14 protein-coding genes are annotated in these 18,243 nt (G+C 45.4%); 12 read left to right on the top strand and 2 right to left on the bottom strand.

Features of this window, described 5'->3' with window-relative positions:
• Nucleotides 1-3: 3 nt before the first annotated feature.
• A complete protein-coding gene (metG, locus tag ACLBVC_RS14975) occupies nucleotides 4-2,076 on the bottom strand; it encodes a methionine--tRNA ligase (RefSeq protein ID WP_255414163.1) in 2,073 nt (690 codons plus the stop codon).
• Between the two features lie 110 nt (nucleotides 2,077-2,186).
• Between metG and apbC the strand changes: the two genes are divergently transcribed.
• From apbC to asmA, 4 genes are all read left to right on the top strand, one after another.
• Complete coding sequence (gene apbC / locus ACLBVC_RS14970; RefSeq protein ID WP_410150279.1) at nucleotides 2,187-3,299, top strand: iron-sulfur cluster carrier protein ApbC; 1,113 nt, start codon at nucleotides 2,187-2,189, stop codon at nucleotides 3,297-3,299.
• A gap of 145 nt (nucleotides 3,300-3,444) precedes the next feature.
• Nucleotides 3,445-4,086 (top strand): uridine kinase, encoded by a 642-nt coding sequence (udk, locus tag ACLBVC_RS14965; protein WP_104922420.1) that lies wholly within the window; start codon nucleotides 3,445-3,447, stop codon nucleotides 4,084-4,086.
• Between the two features lie 38 nt (nucleotides 4,087-4,124).
• Nucleotides 4,125-4,706, top strand: a complete 582-nt coding sequence (gene dcd / locus ACLBVC_RS14960; RefSeq protein ID WP_152325831.1) for a dCTP deaminase — start codon at nucleotides 4,125-4,127, stop codon at nucleotides 4,704-4,706.
• Between the two features lie 44 nt (nucleotides 4,707-4,750).
• Entirely contained in the window at nucleotides 4,751-6,601 is a 1,851-nt protein-coding gene (gene asmA, locus ACLBVC_RS14955) for an outer membrane assembly protein AsmA (protein ID WP_410150278.1), read from the top strand.
• 77 nt (nucleotides 6,602-6,678) lie between these two features.
• On the opposite strand, the gene ACLBVC_RS14950 is transcribed toward asmA, so the two are convergent.
• Nucleotides 6,679-8,265, bottom strand: a complete 1,587-nt coding sequence (locus ACLBVC_RS14950) for a TerC family protein (RefSeq protein ID WP_410150277.1) — start codon at nucleotides 8,263-8,265, stop codon at nucleotides 6,679-6,681.
• A 462-nt stretch (nucleotides 8,266-8,727) separates the two neighbouring features.
• Here ACLBVC_RS14950 and galU point away from each other — a divergent pair, with 462 nt between their 5' ends.
• From galU to ACLBVC_RS14910, 8 genes are all read left to right on the top strand, one after another.
• Nucleotides 8,728-9,615: a UTP--glucose-1-phosphate uridylyltransferase GalU gene (galU, locus tag ACLBVC_RS14945; RefSeq protein ID WP_410150276.1), complete on the top strand. Its 888-nt coding sequence runs from the start codon at nucleotides 8,728-8,730 to the stop codon at nucleotides 9,613-9,615.
• 472 nt (nucleotides 9,616-10,087) lie between these two features.
• Nucleotides 10,088-11,152, top strand: coding sequence for a dTDP-glucose 4,6-dehydratase (gene rfbB / locus ACLBVC_RS14940; protein ID WP_410150275.1), 1,065 nt, complete (start codon nucleotides 10,088-10,090; stop codon nucleotides 11,150-11,152).
• Between the two features lie 17 nt (nucleotides 11,153-11,169).
• Nucleotides 11,170-12,039: a glucose-1-phosphate thymidylyltransferase RfbA gene (gene rfbA, locus ACLBVC_RS14935; RefSeq protein WP_410150274.1), complete on the top strand. Its 870-nt coding sequence runs from the start codon at nucleotides 11,170-11,172 to the stop codon at nucleotides 12,037-12,039.
• 3 nt (nucleotides 12,040-12,042) lie between these two features.
• On the top strand, nucleotides 12,043-12,576 hold the full coding sequence (gene rfbC / locus ACLBVC_RS14930; protein WP_410150273.1) for a dTDP-4-dehydrorhamnose 3,5-epimerase: 534 nt from the start codon (nucleotides 12,043-12,045) through the stop codon (nucleotides 12,574-12,576).
• Nucleotides 12,576-13,442: a dTDP-4-dehydrorhamnose reductase gene (gene rfbD / locus ACLBVC_RS14925; RefSeq protein WP_410150272.1), complete on the top strand. Its 867-nt coding sequence runs from the start codon at nucleotides 12,576-12,578 to the stop codon at nucleotides 13,440-13,442. The genes rfbC and rfbD overlap by 1 nt, the downstream gene beginning before the upstream one ends.
• Before the next feature lie 568 nt (nucleotides 13,443-14,010).
• Complete coding sequence (locus ACLBVC_RS14920) at nucleotides 14,011-14,832, top strand: ABC transporter permease (RefSeq protein WP_410150271.1); 822 nt, start codon at nucleotides 14,011-14,013, stop codon at nucleotides 14,830-14,832.
• Nucleotides 14,822-16,216, top strand: coding sequence for an ABC transporter ATP-binding protein (locus tag ACLBVC_RS14915; protein WP_410150270.1), 1,395 nt, complete (start codon nucleotides 14,822-14,824; stop codon nucleotides 16,214-16,216). The genes ACLBVC_RS14920 and ACLBVC_RS14915 overlap by 11 nt, the downstream gene beginning before the upstream one ends.
• Nucleotides 16,216-18,243, top strand: a complete 2,028-nt coding sequence (locus ACLBVC_RS14910) for a class I SAM-dependent methyltransferase (protein ID WP_410150269.1) — start codon at nucleotides 16,216-16,218, stop codon at nucleotides 18,241-18,243. The genes ACLBVC_RS14915 and ACLBVC_RS14910 overlap by 1 nt, the downstream gene beginning before the upstream one ends.

Here is an 18,243-nt window from a genome sequence, read left to right as displayed (position 1 = left end):
GGCTTATTTCACCTGCATGCCAGGTTGTGCGCCGGAATCCGGGCTGAGCAGGAAGATGTCTTTTCCGCCAGGGCCTGCGGCCATCACCATGCCTTCAGAAATGCCAAAGCGCATTTTACGCGGCGCAAGGTTCGCCACCATGATGGTCAGACGGCCTTCCAGCGCTTTCGGATCCGGATAGGCAGAGCGGATACCGGAGAAAATCTGACGGGTTTCGCCGCCGAGATCCAGTTGCAGACGCAGCAGTTTGTCGGAACCTTCCACGAAATCTGCGCTTTTGATCAGCGCGATACGCATGTCAACTTTCGCGAAATCATCAAAGGTGATGGTTTCCTGAATCGGATCATCCGCCAGCGGGCCGGTTGCAGGGGCTTTCGCCGCTGCAATGTCTTCTTTCGATGCATCAACCATCGCCGTCACTTTATCCAGTTCGATACGATTAAACAGCGCCTTGAACGGATTCACCTGATGAGAGAGCAGCGGTTGTGCAATCGCATCCCACTCAAGCGTGGTGTTCAGGAAAGCTTCAGTACGTTCAGACAGTGAAGGCAGAACCGGCTTCAGGTACGTCATCAGAACGCGGAACAGGTTGATGCCCATTGAGCAAATCGCTTGCAGGTCAGCGTCGCGGCCTTCCTGTTTTGCCACAACCCATGGCGCCTGTTCGTCAACATAACGGTTAGCCAGGTCAGCCAGCGCCATGATTTCACGGATTGCGCGGCCTGATTCGCGGCTGTCGTACGCCTGCGCAATGCTTTCCGCCGCATCGGTGAAGGTTTTGTACAGCGCTTCGTCGGCCAGTTTATCGGCCAGTTTTCCGTCAAAACGCTTGGCGATGAAACCGGCATTACGTGAAGCCAGGTTAACCACCTTGTTCACGATGTCTGCGTTCACGCGCTGCACGAAATCTTCCAGATTCAGGTCGATATCGTCGATACGGGAAGACAGTTTCGCGGTGTAGTAATAACGCAGGCAGTCCGCATCCAGATGGTTCAGATAGGTGCTGGCCTTGATGAAGGTACCGCGTGATTTAGACATCTTCGCGCCGTTCACCGTCACATAACCGTGAACAAACAGGTTGGTGGGTTTGCGGAAGTTGCTGCCTTCGAGCATCGCCGGCCAGAACAAACTGTGGAAATAGACGATGTCTTTACCGATGAAGTGATACAGCTCAGTGGTGGAGTCTTTTTTCCAGAACTCGTCGAAGTTCAGATCGCTGCGGCGGTCACACAGGTTTTTGAATGAGCCCATGTAGCCGATTGGCGCATCCAGCCAGACGTAGAAATATTTACCGGGCGCATCAGGAATTTCGAAACCGAAATACGGCGCGTCGCGGGAGATATCCCATTGTTGCAGACCGGATTCAAACCATTCCTGCATTTTGTTCGCGACCTGCTCCTGCAGCGCACCGGAACGGGTCCACGCCTGTAACATCGCGCTGAATTCCGGCAGGTCGAAGAAGTAGTGCTCGGAATCACGCAGCACAGGCGTTGCACCGGAGACCACAGATTTCGGCTCGATCAGTTCGGTCGGGCTGTAGGTTGCGCCACATACTTCGCAGTTATCGCCGTACTGGTCTGGCGATTTACATTTCGGGCAGGTGCCTTTGACGAAACGGTCAGGCAGGAACATGCCTTTCTCCGGATCGTACAACTGCGAAATGGTGCGGTTTTTGATGAAACCGTTTTCTTTCAGACGGCCATAAATCAGCTCCGACAGCTCACGGTTTTCGTCACTGTGCGTGGAGTGATAGTTGTCGTAGCTGATGCCGAAGCCGGCGAAATCTTTCTGATGCTCCTGGCTCATTTCGGCAATCATCTCTTCCGGCTTGATACCGAGTTGCTGCGCTTTCAGCATGATCGGTGTGCCGTGCGCATCGTCCGCACAGATGAAGTGCACTTCATTGCCACGCATTCGCTGGAAACGGACCCAGACGTCAGCCTGGATGTGCTCGAGCATGTGACCGAGGTGGATGGATCCGTTGGCGTACGGAAGTGCACAGGTTACCAAAATTTTTTTTGCGACTTGAGCCATAGTAAGAGCTTGCTTTCTGTAGTTGAAATCAGGGGTATTGATGTTAACCGAAAGCGCCGCCCCGCGTAAACAAACGGGGGGATCTCCTTACGGGTGTTCTGTTATGCTATTAAACAGATAAATAGTCTGATAACCAGTTTCAAGGAGCCGGGATGACATCTCAATCCCCACAGCAGTCCACACCCGCAGGGCTGCGCGCACTAGTGACCGGCGTACTGGCCACCTTCCGTCATTCAACACTTCAAAAAGATTTAGCTGCGATAAAAGCGGTGCATCATTGCGTGCTGATGGACGAGGTTTTGCATATCGACCTGACGCTGCCCTTCGCCTGGAGCAGCGGTTTTGACGTTTTAAAAGAAGAAACCAGCGGCGAATTGCTGCGGGTAACCGGCGCTTCGGCCATCGAGTGGAAACTGCGTCATGACATCGCCACGATGAAACGTGCCAACGATCAGCCTGGCATTAAAGGCGTGCGCAATATTCTGGCGGTCAGCTCAGGCAAAGGCGGCGTGGGGAAATCGACGACGGCTGTGAATCTGGCGCTGGCGCTGGCCGCGGAAGGCGGAAAAGTGGGCATTCTGGACGCGGATATCTATGGCCCGTCGGTGCCGAACATGCTGGGCACGGAAGAAGAGCGACCGACATCACCGGATGGCGTACATATGTCGCCGATTATGGCGCACGGGCTGGCGACTAACTCCATTGGTTATCTGGTCACCGACGAAAATGCGATGGTGTGGCGCGGCCCGATGGCCAGCAAAGCGCTGATGCAGATGTTGCAGGATACACTGTGGCCGGATCTCGATTATCTGGTGATTGACCTGCCGCCGGGCACCGGCGATATCCAGCTGACGCTGTCGCAAAATATTCCGGTGACGGGTGCGCTGGTGGTGACGACGCCACAGGACATCGCGCTGCTCGACGCCATGAAAGGCATTGTGATGTTTGAGAAAGTGCATGTACCGGTGTTAGGTATTATCGAAAATATGAGCATGCATGTGTGCAGCAACTGCGGACATCATGAACCGATTTTCGGCACCGGTGGCGCACAACGTCTGGCCGAAAAATACCGTTGCGAATTGCTGGCTCAGTTACCGCTGCATATTTCGCTGCGTGAAGATTTGGATCGCGGTGAACCGACCGTTGTCTCTAATCCTGAAAGCGAGTTCACGACGATTTATCGCGAGCTTGCGTCAAAAGTGGCGTCGCAGCTGTACTGGAAAGGCGACGCTATTCCGACAGAAATCGCTTTCCGGGCGGTTTAATCTCCCAACTCTGCGAATTATTGCCCGATGTCAGCGATTACACCGCCTTAACGCTGGCATCGGGTAGTGTGTTGTACTTATAATTGGCGCGTTCAAAGCACACGCTGTGCTTGCCTTCCAACTTCCAAATCAGGTCTTTAATTTTATGTCTGACAAATTCCATCAGTGTGTCATCGTGGGTATCGCTGGCGCATCTGCTTCGGGAAAAAGCCTCATCGCCAGTACAATTTACCGTGAACTTCGTGATCAGGTAGGTGATGAGCATATCGGGGTGATCCCGGAAGATTGCTACTATAAAGACCAAAGCCATATGACCATGGAAGAACGGGTCAAAACCAACTATGACCATCCAAGTGCTATGGACCACAATTTGCTGTTCCAGCATTTGCAGGCAATGAAGTCAGGTCAGGCTATCGAATTACCGAGTTACAGCTTTATCGAACATACCCGTCTGGCTGAGACCGTAACGCTCAAACCTAAGAAAGTCATTATTCTGGAAGGGATCCTGTTACTGACCGACGTGCGTCTGCGTCAGGAAATGAATTTCTCTATCTTTGTGGATACGCCGCTGGATATCTGCCTGATGCGCCGCATGAAGCGCGATGTCAACGAGCGTGGCCGCTCTATGGATTCTGTGATGGCGCAATACCAGAAAACTGTCCGCCCAATGTTCCTGCAGTTTATCGAACCTTCAAAACAATACGCAGACATCATTGTGCCGCGTGGCGGTAAAAACCGGATTGCGATTGATATTCTTAAGGCGAAAATCAGCCAGTTCTTCAACTAATCGCGGAACAATCCGTAGAAAACCACACCGGAGATACGATGAGACTTTGCGATCGAGATATAGAAGCCTGGCTGGACAGCGGCAAATTAGGTATTTCACCCCGTCCGCCGGTTGAGCGGATTAATGGTGCCACGGTAGATGTGCGTCTTGGCAACGGTTTTCGCGTTTTTCTCGGCCATAACGCCGGTTTTATCGATCTGAGTGGCCCGAAAGATGAAGTGAGCGCGGCGCTGGACAAAGTGATGAGCGATGAAATCGTTCTGCCGGAAGGGGAAGCTTTCTTTCTGCATCCTGGCGAACTGGCGCTGGCGGTCACTTTTGAGTCTGTCACTATTCCGGATGATCTGGTGGGCTGGCTCGACGGCCGTTCTTCACTGGCGCGTCTCGGCCTGATGGTACACGTCACCGCACACCGCATTGATCCGGGCTGGAAAGGTCGCATTGTCCTTGAGTTCTACAATTCCGGTAAACTGCCTCTGGCGCTTCGCCCGGGTATGCTGATTGGCGCGTTAAGCTTTGAACCGTTGTCCGGTTCTGCTGCACGCCCTTATAACAGCCGTCAGGATGCGAAATACCGCGACCAGCAAAGTGCAATTGCCAGTCGTATTGATAAAGACTGATTCTGTTTTTTATCGGCGTGAGCGGATGAAAACGTGAGGAAGGCATGAGAAGACTACTGACAACACTGGTGATTTTACTGGTGGTTATCATTGCCGGCATGACTTCGCTGGTATTTCTGATCAACCCGAACGATTTCCGTCAGTATATGGTGGAAAGGGTTGAGGTGAAAAGCGGTTACAAGCTGGCCATTAATGGCTCGCTGCGCTGGCATGTCTGGCCACAGTTGAGCATTATTGCCGGGCAGACGTCGCTCACCGCGCCAGGAGCGAAAGAACCGGTGGTCAGCGCTGAAAATATGCGACTGGATGTCAAACTCTGGCCTCTCATTTCTCATCAGCTCGCCGTTAAGCAGGTTCTGTTCAAAAATGCGGTTATCCGGTTAACGCCGGATACCGAAGAGAATCAGCCTGATGCGCCGGTAGCTCCGTCTTCTCCGGTTCCTGTAGCGCCCGGTTCGTCTGAGCTGGAGGCTGGCTGGAAGTTCGACATTGATAAAATCAGCATCGCCGACAGTTTGCTTATCTGGCAGCGCGGCGATGATGAACAAATCAATGTGCGCGATATTAATCTCGAAATTGATAAAGAGGACAACCGTCAAGCCTCTGTCCAGCTTTCCAGCCGCATCAATCGCAATCAGCGTGATTTAGCCTTCACGATGAATGCGGAACTGGATATGCAACATTATCCGCAGGCTTTTGCCGCCAACATCAGCAAATTTACCTATCAGCTGAGCGGCGCGGATGTTCCGGTTAAAGGCATTCAGGGCAACGGTTCGATGCAGGCGAGTTATCTGCGGGACACTAATGCCGTGACGCTCAGCCAGATGGCGCTGACCGCCAATGATAACCAGATCTCCGGTACGGCTTCGGCTACGCTGGGCGATGAACCGAATTATCAGCTGAACCTGAACGCGGAAAAACTCGATCTGGACGCGCTTTCAGGCTGGCAGCCGAAAACAACGGAAGAGACAGCCACGACTTCTCAGACCATCATGTCGGCGCCGGTTATTGCGCGCGACATGGATGAACAACCTAACGGGCTGAGTGAACTTCAGACATTCAATGCGCACCTGGCTCTGAAAGTGGCTGATCTTACCTACCGTGGAATGAAAATTCAGAACCTGGCGCTCGATGCTGATAATCAGCAGGGGCAGGTTTCTCTGTTGACGTTCAGCGGCAATATGGGTACTGGCAATTTCTCACTGCCGGGCAAAATGGATGTGACGGGTAAGAAAATTCAGGTTCACATGGTGCCTGACGTCAACAAGATTGAGCTGGGCGATTTGCTGGCGGCGTATGAGTTGCCTAAGGCGCTGACCGGCAACTTCTCGCTGAAGGGGGATGTGAGCGGTGAAGGCCTTTCAGCCGCTGATTTCGCGCGGCACTGGCAGGGCGACGGCCAGCTTTCAATGGATAATGCACGTCTGAATGGCATGAATATTCAGCAGCTTATTCAGCAGGCTATTGCAAGAAACAGCGATAAAGTTCAGGGTCTCGATCGTTATGAGCACTACAGCCAGATAGATACGCTGAATGCGAGAGGCCATCTTGCCGATGGCACGCTGACGCTGAGTAATATGGAAGGGGTGTCGCCGATGGTGTCCGGCAAAGGTGACGGCACCATTAATATGGCAGCGCAGCAGGTGGATTTGAATCTGCTGATCCGCGTAACCGGCGGCTGGAAGGGCGACAGCAATCTGATCAATACGCTGAAGACGACCGATATTCCACTGCGTGTTTACGGGCCGTGGTCGCAGATGCATTATCAGTTGCAGGTTGACCAGATATTGCGCCAGTCGCTAGAGCAAAGTGCCCGTAACGCTATCCAGAACTGGATTGATAAACGCAAAGACAGTAAAGCCGGTGATGAAGTGCATAAGTTATTGAAGAAGTAACACCGGATTTGGCGGGAATAAAAAACGGGATGCTTAATGGCATCCCGTTTTTTTTGTTCACGCTTACCGCGAAGAACTCAGACTTCGTAATCGTCGGAGACCGGCGGATTGAGCGGGGTGATTTTCACTTTTAGAATCCGGTGACTGCTGATTTCCAGCGGTTCGTACAGATAATCGTTAATTTTTATCTGCGCGCCGACCTGCGGAATGCTCTGGGTGTATTCCATTAGCAAACCGGCCAGCGTGTGGTATTCGCGCTTATCATCGAGCGGCAGGGGGATGTACATTGCCAGATCTTCGAGCGGCATATAGCCATTCGCAATCCAGCTTCCGTCTTCCTGCTGCTGAATGTCGTGGCGCGCATCCGGCAGCTCATCGGATTCCGGCAGGTTCCCGGCAATGGTTTCCATCACGTCAGTCAGCGTCACGATGCCTTCGACAGAACCAAACTCATCCACGACAAAAGCAAAGTGTGTTTTCGCCTGACGGAACTGTTCAAGCGCCATCAGCAGGGAAAGCTGCTCCGGGAAGATCAGGGGCTGGCGGATCAACGCCTTAAGATCTAACTCATTTTGCAGCAGCTGCTGTTTAAGCAAGTCAACGACATGAACAACGCCCAGCGGTTCGTCGGTCGAGCTGTCTTCCGTCACCAGAATGCGCGTGTGCTGATTCTCGGCAATCTGATTCCTCAGGACATCAATCGGGTCATTCAGTTCGAGATTGTCGACGTCATGACGCGAGGTCATCACGCTGCTGACCGTCCGCTGCCCCAGCCCCAGAACGCGTTCAATCATGCTGCGCTCCTGCTGGTTGAAAATGGCATCCTCTTCAGTGCTGTCCGCGATCATGCTGGACGAATGGGCATCCAGTTCAGCCTCTTCATGCTTGCCGCGTAAAACGCGCAGAACCGTCTCCGCCGTGCGTTCACGCAAAGAACGACGCGATGACAGGAAGCGTTTGCGATTAAATTGTGCTAGCTGATTGAGCGCTTCGATGATCACCGAGAAACCGATAGCCGCGTACAAATAGCCCTTAGGTATCGCGTAGCCAAAGCCTTCTGCGACCAGACTGAAGCCGATCATCAGCAGGAAACTCAGACATAAAATAACGATGGTGGGATGCGCGTTCACAAACTTAGTCAGCGGCTTGCTGGCCAGAAGCATCAAACCGATGGCGATACAGACTGCCGCCATCATAACGGCCAGATGATCCACCATACCAACGGCGGTAATCACCGAGTCGAGGGAAAATACCGCATCGAGAACCACGATCTGCGCCACGACAGGCCAGAATCTGGCACCGCTTTGCTGCTGGCTCTGCTCTTCATCTTTGCCTTCCAGGCGCTCATTGAGTTCCATGGTGGCTTTAAACAGCAGGAACACGCCGCCGGTCAGCATAATCATGTCGCGTGCGCTGAACGGATGTCCAAGCAAAGTGACGAGAGGGCGGGTGAGGGTCGACAGCCAGGAAATTGACGCCAGTAACAACAGGCGCATCACTAATGCCAGCATTAAACCCGTGACGCGGGCTTTGTCGCGCTGACGGCGGGGAAGCTTTTCTGCCAAAATGGCGATGAAAATCAGGTTGTCTATCCCTAAGACAATTTCAAGGATTACCAGGGTAGCCAGCCCGGCCCAGATTGACGGATCGGCGATCCATTCCATATTGCTTGTTTCACCTTTAGTTACACGACGGTTGTCGCACGTTGAATAATGGGCGTCAGAGGGCGAAATTTCAAATCTAAATCAGGGTACTACCGCATATCGGGCGGGAATAGAAACGGGAACAGTCCGTGGTGAGAAAAGTTTAAACGGTTGTTTCGGAAAGCAGCAAATTGTGTGCAGAAAATCAGCGAACAGGTTCAACATTCCTAATTTTAAGTCTTTAGCTTACCGTTATGTGCTGCTTGCTGGTATCGTAATGGCATACACAGAATGGTGCTGGAGTCCTAAAGTCAGCAGTATAGTCTCCCTAAACCAAATCACAGGGACTATACTCAGGGAAGAAAATGTCGTGCTGGGAAATAAATTTGTTTATACAATTTCAGTTCAGTGAACGCCCTGACATGTTTGGCTCCCAACTGACTGAATTTACACACCAATAGGTTTCAAGGAGTATCTTCTACAATGTTAAAAGCTGTTATCCCTGTTGCCGGTCTGGGCACACGTATGTTGCCAGCGACGAAAGCCATTCCTAAAGAAATGTTGCCTATCGTCGACAAGCCTTTAATCCAGTACATCGTTAACGAATGTGCGGCGGCGGGCATCAAAGAGATCATTCTCGTCACGCATTCTTCCAAAAATGCCATCGAAAACCACTTCGATACCTCATTCGAACTGGAAAGCATGCTGGAAACTCGCGTTAAGCGTCAGTTGTTGGAAGAAGTGCAGTCAATCTGCCCGAAAGGCGTGACTATCATGAACGTGCGTCAGGGGCAGTCTAAAGGCCTTGGACATGCCGTTCTGTGTGCTAAACCATTGATTGGTAATTCTCCTTTTGCAGTTATTCTTCCAGACGTTCTGATGGATGATTCAACCAGCGATCTGCGTAAAGACAACCTTGCAGCAATGCTTCGCCGTTTCAAAGAAACCGGCAACAGCCAGGTTATGGTTGAGGAAGTGCCTGAAAAAGACGTGTCCAAATACGGTATCGTGAACTGTAATGGCGTGGAAGTTGAGCCGGGCGAAAGCGCGCCAATGACTGCCATCGTTGAAAAACCAGAACTGAAAGATGCACCATCCAACCTCGCTGTGGTTGGCCGCTATGTGCTTTCTGAAGCGATCTGGCCTTTGCTGGCAGTGACTCCATACGGTGCAGGTAATGAAATTCAGTTAACAGACGCCATTGCGATGTTGATGAAAAAACAAACCGTAGAAGCTTTCTCCATGACCGGCCGTTCACACGACTGTGGTGACAAACTGGGCTATATGAAAGCATTCGTCGAGTACGGCATCCGCCATAAAGCGCAGGGCGAAGCGTTCAAGGCGTGGTTGAAGGAATTTGCGATCGAGTAAATTGATTTTTGTTTAAAAAACACCGATGCGTCGGTGTTTTTTTTTTAAAATCTTGGTTAGTTGGATCGATTATCTAAAAAATGTAAGTAAGACTAATCTGCTATGTAGCCAACATTAACCTAACTATATTAATAACATAGAGTTAGGTTAATGTTGTAATATAGCTGTTGAAGCTTAGCCGCCAATCAGCGTGCTATTTTGAACAGGTAGTAAAGATCAGGTTAAAAAATGACTATTTAGTTTTGGGTTTAAATCACAGTCGCAAAGCAGCGGTTTATCAAAGCATGTATATGATATTATATGCTTATCGAATGTTGTTTATACTCATCCTGAATTGAAGGTATGTGCTTGAAAAAGATAGCTTAATTAGATTTTTCCCAGTATTTTGCTTCTATTTGAACACATATGCTGCAGTTTTTGGCCTGTCAGTACAGGCACATGAGAATAGTTAATCACTTGAGAACGTTTATAAATGAATATATTGATAACAGGTGGGGCAGGTTTCATCGGTTCTGCAGTCGTCCGTCACATTATTTCGGAAACTACTGATAATGTGCTTGTGGTTGATTGCTTAACCTATGCTGGCAATCTTGAATCATTGAAATCTGTTGAGAATGACTCCCGGTATCACTTTGCAAAAGTAGATATCTGCGACAGACCCTCACTCAACGCATTGTTCTCTGAGTTCAAACCGGATGCAGTAATGCATTTGGCTGCCGAAAGTCATGTTGATCGCTCAATCGACGGCCCTGCTGCATTTATCGAAACAAATATCGTTGGTACATATACACTTTTGGAAGCTGCTCGTCAGTATTGGTCTGGTCTTGACGAGTCGTTTAAAAACAGTTTTAGATTCCATCATATTTCCACTGATGAAGTCTATGGCGACCTGCATGGCACTGATGATCTGTTCACTGAGACGACGTCATACGCCCCTAGTAGCCCTTATTCTGCAACCAAAGCTGCGAGTGATCACCTTGTTCGAGCTTGGAATCGAACTTATGGCTTCCCAACGTTGGTGACGAATTGTTCCAATAACTATGGCCCATATCACTTTCCTGAGAAGCTGATTCCACTGGTTATTTTGAACGCTATTAGCGGGAAGGCGTTACCTGTCTATGGCAATGGCGCGCAAGTTCGGGATTGGTTATTTGTCGAAGATCATGCTCGTGCTTTATATCAGGTAGTGACTAAGGGTGTTGTTGGGGAAACTTACAACATTGGTGGTCATAATGAGAGAAAGAACATTGATGTTGTAAAAACTATCTGTGAGATTTTAGATCAGCTGTTGGATGCTAAACCAGCTGGGATTACTCATTTTGATGAGTTGATCACTTATGTTACTGACCGACCTGGTCATGATATGCGCTATGCCATTGATGCATCGAAAATTGAGCGTGAGCTTGGCTGGAAACCACAAGAAACTTTCGAGAGTGGTATCAGAAAAACAGTTGAGTGGTATCTCGCAAATCCTGTCTGGTGTGGCAGGGTAAAAGATGGTTCATATACTGGGGAACGGTTGGGTTTAACCAGCTGAATCTTTAAGGAATTGAAATGAAAGGTATTGTTCTCGCGGGTGGTTCAGGTACCCGCCTTTATCCAATAACTCGTGGTGTCTCGAAGCAACTGCTACCAATATACGATAAGCCAATGATCTACTACCCAATTTCAGTTCTTATGCTGGCGGGTATACGAGACATTTTGATTATCTCAACACCAGAAGATATGCCCTCTTTCAAACGGCTTCTCGGTGATGGTAGCCGTTTTGGCATTTCACTTAAATATGCCATACAACCTACCCCTGATGGATTGGCTCAGGCTTTCTTAATTGGTGAAGAATTCATTGACGGTGAATCTTGCGCTCTGGTACTTGGAGATAACATTTTCTTTGGTCAGAGTTTTGGCACTAAACTAAGCAGTGTTGTAGCGCGAAATCAGGGTGCAACTATTTTTGGATATCAGGTAAAAGATCCTGAACGTTTTGGAGTGGTTGAATTTGACAAGGATTTCCATGCTTTATCGCTGATTGAAAAGCCTGAAAAACCGAAATCGAATTGGGCAGTTACAGGACTATATTTCTACGATGAAGATGTTGTTGATATGGCGAAACTTGTCAAACCATCATCCCGTGGTGAGCTCGAGATAACAACTTTAAATCAGATGTACCTTGAAAAAGGAAAACTTGATGTTGAGTTATTAGGCCGTGGTTTTGCTTGGTTGGATACAGGTACACACGAAAGCCTGATTGAAGCATCCCAGTTTGTTCATACTATTGAGAACCGTCAAGGCTTCAAAGTTGCATGTCTTGAAGAAATTGCGTTCCGTAAAGGTTGGTTAACTCGTGAGCAAGTTAAGGCCGAAGCTATGCTACTTAGCAAAACCCTTTATGGACAATATTTGTTACAGATAAGCTTGGAGAAGTAAAATATGCAAGTCACAAAAACCAAAATTGACGGTGTGAAGATCATTCAACCGAAGGTTTTTGGAGATGCTAGGGGCTTTTTTCTTGAAACATTTGAAAAAAAACGTTATCAGGAACTTCTAGAGATCGACCTTGATTTTGTTCAAGATAATCATTCGCGTTCTTCACGTGGAGTTTTGCGCGGACTTCATTTTCAGAAGATTGGTCCACAAGGTAAACTGGTTCGTGTAGTTCGGGGTGAAGTATTTGATGTCGCGGTTGATATTAGACCTGATTCGCCAACCTTCGGGAAATGGGAAGGCGTAGTGCTTTCAGAAGAAAACAAAACTCAATTTTGGGTTCCACCCGGATTGGCACATGGGTTTGTTGTACTGTCAGAAATTGCTGATTTTGAATATAAATGTACGAATTATTATAATCCGCATCATGAAGGTTGCCTCCTATGGAATGATCCAACGGTTGGGATTGATTGGCCAGTTAAGCAACCGCTGCTATCAGAAAAAGATAAAGTCGGTAAATTGCTAGGGGAGCTTGGATAATGAGGGTTTTACTGACTGGTGCAAATGGGCAACTTGGAAGGTGTTTCATTGACCAATTGCCTGAAGGATGGGAGATACTTGCGACTGAAAGTAAGAATTTGGACATTACTGATTCCAAAAGTGTTATGGCCGTTGTGACTGCCTTTAGGCCCGATGTGATTGTCAATGCAGCAGCCTATACAGCTGTTGATTTAGCTGAAAATGATACAGAAACAGCCAAATCAGTTAACATCCAAGGGCCTTTAAACCTTGCTCTTGCCGCCAGAAACATTAATTGCCGCCTTGTTCATGTCTCTACAGATTATGTTTTCGATGGAAACTGTGCTATCCCATACCATGAAAATGATATGACCAATCCATTGAGTGTTTATGGGAAAACCAAACTTGATGGTGAAACGGCTGTTATGGAAATCCGACCGTGCTCTCTTATTGTACGTACTGCTTGGGTTTTCAGTGAATATGGAAATAATTTCCTAAAAACTATGCTTCGTTTGGCAAAAGACAGAGACGTTTTAGGTGTCGTCTCAGATCAGCATGGTTGTCCTACATACGCTGGAGATATTGCAGTAGCAATCATTGAATTGTTGCAGAAAGATGCGGAGGGGGGCATTTATCACTATTGTGGGCATCAAGATATTTCTTGGAGTGGATTTGCAGAATTTATTTTTTCAACTGCGTTAGTAAGAGGCATCTTAGTTCATGCACCTCAAGTGAAGCCTATAACAACGGAAGAGTACCCAACGGTTGCAAAGCGACCTAAATATTCACTTCTGAATTGCGGTAAAATCAATGCCATTGGTATCAAATCTTCCGACTGGCAAGAAAAAGTGAATACTGTAATGCTTAAAATGAAGGATCCTGCATAAAACAGAGTTTTTGCTTTATGCAATGCTCATGAAGTCAGCTGTACAGATAGTTTAGGATTGATTTTTATGGAATTATACAATTTATCAAATCAATATTAAGAAGTGGTTGGAAAGAGGGATAGAGTAAGGTCTTCGAATTGGTAAAGAGTTAGCATGTATGCTAATTAATTGGAGCTGACTCTTACTCTCACTCTTAATATGAGTGTAAGAGTAGTTATTCAAAACTCTAAAAATCAGTACGGCAAAATTAGAAATTATAAACAATTAATTGGTTGTTACTTACCAAGGGCGGTAGCGTGCAATTTTTTGTCAATACATAATGTAATTCTCAATAGATTCTTAAATTTCGCTTCGATTACGAGTTACAGAATAGAGATTTGATTACCTATTCAACGCTTGCTGCAGTTGGCTATAATTTCTTCAGTTGCTCGTCTTAAGTCAACCATATTAGTTTTTATAACTATTAATTATCTATATTGTGCACGTAACAAATTTTTAGTTAGACTTCTTAACTAACAAAAATCTATTAAGTGTAAGGTTTTGAGATACAACAAATTGGACGATTTCGATGAAAAATAATAATAGTTCATCACCTAAGAGCTTAGTATTAAGCTTTTGGAATCATAGGAAGCTTATTTTAAATTTGACCAAGCGAGAAATTTCAAGCAGGTACAAAGGATCTATGTTTGGTATTTTGTGGTCATTTTTTAATCCAATCTTCATGCTAATTGTTTATACTTTTGTCTTTAGTTTTATATTTAACGCCCGCTGGAGCACAGAGAGTACATCCAGAGCTGAGTTTGCGTTAGTTCTTTTTGCTGGATTGATTATATTTAATTTTTTCAGTGAATGTGCAATAAAATCTCCTGGTTTAATATTATCAAACGTTAATTATGTCAAGAAGGTAATATTTCCGTTGGAAATATTACCAGTGATAAGTGCTTGCTCGGCTTTGTTCCATGCAGCGATAAGTATTCTTGTTTGGTTGCTTTTTTATATGAGTGAGGCGGGCATACCGCATATTACAGTCCTCTTACTTCCTTTAGTTATTTTACCTGTATTTATTTTTGTTACAGGCATTGGTTGGTTACTTTCTTCATTAGGAGTTTATCTACGTGACGTAGGTCAGATGATCACAATTATCGTTACTGCTCTTATGTTCTTGTCACCAATATTTTATCCGATAACTGCTATTCCTGAAAAATATCGACCATTGCTAAATTTGAATCCATTAGCCCCTGCAATATCACAATTCCGCGATATAATGTATTTTGGCATTGTTCCTTCTATATTAAATTATATTACATATTTGTTAGGTTGCATTGTTTTCTCCTGGTTCGGATATTATGTTTTCCAAAAAACAAGAAAGGGATTTGCAGATGTCCTCTGACAAGAATATAGCAATTAGTGTTGACAATATACAGAAGTGCTTCTATGTCTATAATAACCCACATGATAGACTGAAACAGTTTGTACTACCTAAATTGAAACGTGTATTTACTGAAAGTCACGAAAATTATTACAAAGAATTTTGGGCATTAAATGGTGTATCCTTTGATATAAAAAAAGGAGAAACGGTTGGACTTATTGGTAAAAATGGCAGCGGGAAATCCACCCTGTTACAAATTATTTGCGGCACACTTAATCCAACGAGTGGAAGGGTTGAGTCAATTGGACGCATAGCAGCTTTGCTCGAACTGGGATCAGGATTTAATCCAGAGTTTACCGGAAGGGAGAATATATATCTTAATGCTGCGATTTTGGGGCTCAGTAAAAAAGAGATCGACGATAAATTTGATTCTATAGCAGCTTTTGCAGATATAGGAGAGTTTATTGAGCAGCCAGTAAAAACATATTCAAGTGGCATGGTTGTCAGGTTGGCGTTTGCAGTTCAGGCACAGGTAGATCCAGATATACTAGTAGTTGATGAAGCGCTCGCAGTTGGGGATGCAAAATTTCAAGCTAAATGCTTCGAACGACTGCGTCAGTTAAAAAATAATGGGACAAGTATTCTCTTAGTTACGCATTCAGGAGAACAGATTGTAACTCATTGTGATAGGGCTGTACTGCTAAACAATGGCGGGAAAATATATGAAGGCGCTCCTAAAGTTGCAGTAAATAAATATATGGATATATTATTTGGTAAATCTCAAGATTCGAATTTAATATCCCCAGAAACTTCAGATATTAAGACGTCCGCTACTTCAACCAATAGTCAAGATCTATCAGAAAGTAAAATATTAATTTCAGAAACATTGAGTCTAGATACGGACTGCTTCAATAATAAAACTAACTATAATAAAAATGAATACCGCTGGGGAGATTGCGCCGCAAGATGGCTCGATTATGAGTTAGTTGCAGGAGATAGAATTAACCCAACTACAATATATGCTGATGAAATTATAAAAATAAGATGCTCAGTTCGTTTTGAAAAAAACATTCACAACCCTATTTTTGGGTTTGCTATCAAAACTAAGGAAGGAGTAACTGTATATAATACAAATTCTCATTTATTGAATGAGGACACAAGTCAAAATGGCTATTTGAATACTAATTCAATTGTTGAGTTCGAATTTGAAAATAAATTGGGTGCTGGCGATTATTTTATTTCATTAGGAATTGCTTCGATGAAAAATAATGATGTCGTACCACATGATAGAAGATATGACGTGATTCATTTTCTTGTCCCTTCCGTAGAATCTTTTTCAGGAATGACGAACTTAGAATTAAACCTAAAAGTTAGCTCTTCAGCAGGAAACAAGGAAAATAAATAATGTTAATAGATGATAAAATTTACCACATAAGAGAAGAGTCAGGTATTTGGGCTCGTAAAGATTATGAAGGCATTCTCTATAGCGATGGTGATTCACAAGAGAATTTACTCTATGAAATCGTTAAGAGCTGTACAGATCTCAGTGTAAACTCATCAGAGCTTCAGGCGCAGTGTGTTGATTGGGTAACCACGTACCATTTCTCAAGCTTACGTTCAAATTTGCTAAGGCCAATTGAATCACTTTTTTTGCCAGGGGAAAAAGTATTAGAAATTGGGGCCGGTTGTGGCGCAATTACACGATTTATTGGAGAGATGGGCGCAGAAATTGTTGCTCTTGAAGGTAGTTTAAGACGAGCAAAAATAGCTCGCAAAAGGACGTCAGATCTTGCAAATGTCACTGTTGTGAGCGAAAGGTTTGATGATTTTGTTTGTGAAGAGAAATTTGACGTTATTACATTGATTGGTGTTCTTGAATATTCTAACCTGTTTAGTCAAGGAGCTGACAGTGCAGTCTGCATGCTCAATAAAATAAAAGAAAAGCTTAAACCGAATGGTAAACTGTTGATCGCTATTGAAAATCAGTTAGGGTTGAAGTACTTTGCTGGTTCACGAGAAGACCATATTGGACAGGTGATGTATGGTGTTGAAGGGCGTTATACCAAAGAGCAAGCTGAGACCTTCGGGCACCACATTCTTTTAGAGAAACTTCGTGCAGTAGATTTACATGCAGTGCAAACGCTATTGCCATTCCCTGATTATAAATTACCTATTTCAATAGTAACGGAAGCCGGCGCGAATAGCACCAAGTTCGATGCATCAGTGTTTGCCTCGCAGTCGGTTAGAGCTGATTTGCAATTACCAGAGTCACTATATTTTATTCCTGAGCTAGCATGGCAAGTCGTTTTTAATAACAAATTAGCTGTTGATTTGAGCAACTCATTTTTGCTTGTTGCAAGTTGTTCTCCAGAGGAGGTGTTTGATAAAAATTTGCTTGCGGTTCATTATGGTGGGCAAAGGCTTAAACCATTCAGAAAAGTTACAACTTTTAACTACACAGATGACGAACAAGTTACAGTGAAAAGAAAGTTGCTGAGTGACGCTGAAGTCGGTCAGGTGCCTTATAGTTTAAGCATTGATTTTAAACTAGATGGCTATGAAACCTATATAAAAGGGACTTCATTATCAACAGAATTTATTAAGATAGTCACTACGCCAGGATGGTCCATGGAATATGTAGCAGGCTATTTCCGTTACTACTTGGAATGCTTAGAAATTGCACTCCGTGGAGAAGGTATTATCTTCGACGAGTTCACACAACATAGCTCGTTACCCCCTGATTATCTTGATGCAATACCTTCAAATTTTCTAATTGATGATGAGGGACAACCACGATATTTCGAACGTGAGTGGTTGGCAAAAGATGGATTAACTGTTGGTCAATTACTATTCAGATCTGTTTTGTCGCTGTTAGGAAAAACTTCCTGCTTTGCAATACCTGAGTCAAACCCTTATATGACTCGCGGGGAATTTATTAAAGAATTGTACAGCATGTTGTCTTTCACTGCAGATGAAAGTCAATTTGCTGAATATATGGTGTTGGAATCAGCTTTGTATTCTTTTTCAACAGGCTCTGACGTTCATATTAATCGCAGTTGGTATCCAGAACACACTTTACCAGGGTTACTTGGTTCGAGTAATACAAATTCCGATACTCATAAAGTGCAATTACATGTGAATGAATCTAATTTACATATTAGAGCGTTGGAACAAGCAAAAGAACATGCCGAACAATTAGCATTATCAAGAATGGAAGAAATCGCTAACTTACATAAAGCCAAGGATGATGCAGAAAAGTTAGCCTTCGGAAGGTTAGATGAAGTATCAGCTTTATATCAGGCGAAGGAAAATGCGGAAAAATGTATGAAGATTCAATTAGAAGAAATTAAAAAGTTAGAAGATCAGTTGCAATCAATAAATTCAGGTATCTTAGGTAAACTTTCCAAGTTTATCCGAGGGAATAGGGATTGA

The organism is Rahnella selenatireducens (assembly GCF_046449555.1).
Taxonomy (GTDB): Bacteria; Pseudomonadota; Gammaproteobacteria; order Enterobacterales; family Enterobacteriaceae; genus Rahnella; species Rahnella selenatireducens.
The sequence above is the reverse complement of the archived record's forward strand: the minus strand, read 5'-3'. Positions and strand labels throughout refer to the sequence as shown.

Bases quoted from the DNA above. Each gene is read 5' to 3' on its own strand.
- apbC (WP_410150279.1), top strand. From the start codon at position 2,187: ATGACATCTCAATCCCCACAGCAGTCCACACCCGCAGGGCTGCGCGCA.
- udk (WP_104922420.1), top strand. From the start codon at position 3,445: ATGTCTGACAAATTCCATCAGTGTGTCATCGTGGGTATCGCTGGCGCA.
- dcd (WP_152325831.1), top strand. From the start codon at position 4,125: ATGAGACTTTGCGATCGAGATATAGAAGCCTGGCTGGACAGCGGCAAA.
- asmA (WP_410150278.1), top strand. From the start codon at position 4,751: ATGAGAAGACTACTGACAACACTGGTGATTTTACTGGTGGTTATCATT.
- ACLBVC_RS14950 (WP_410150277.1), bottom strand. From the start codon at position 8,265: ATGGAATGGATCGCCGATCCGTCAATCTGGGCCGGGCTGGCTACCCTG.
- galU (WP_410150276.1), top strand. From the start codon at position 8,728: ATGTTAAAAGCTGTTATCCCTGTTGCCGGTCTGGGCACACGTATGTTG.
- rfbB (WP_410150275.1), top strand. From the start codon at position 10,088: ATGAATATATTGATAACAGGTGGGGCAGGTTTCATCGGTTCTGCAGTC.
- rfbA (WP_410150274.1), top strand. From the start codon at position 11,170: ATGAAAGGTATTGTTCTCGCGGGTGGTTCAGGTACCCGCCTTTATCCA.
- rfbC (WP_410150273.1), top strand. From the start codon at position 12,043: ATGCAAGTCACAAAAACCAAAATTGACGGTGTGAAGATCATTCAACCG.
- rfbD (WP_410150272.1), top strand. From the start codon at position 12,576: ATGAGGGTTTTACTGACTGGTGCAAATGGGCAACTTGGAAGGTGTTTC.
- ACLBVC_RS14920 (WP_410150271.1), top strand. From the start codon at position 14,011: ATGAAAAATAATAATAGTTCATCACCTAAGAGCTTAGTATTAAGCTTT.
- ACLBVC_RS14915 (WP_410150270.1), top strand. From the start codon at position 14,822: ATGTCCTCTGACAAGAATATAGCAATTAGTGTTGACAATATACAGAAG.
- ACLBVC_RS14910 (WP_410150269.1), top strand. From the start codon at position 16,216: ATGTTAATAGATGATAAAATTTACCACATAAGAGAAGAGTCAGGTATT.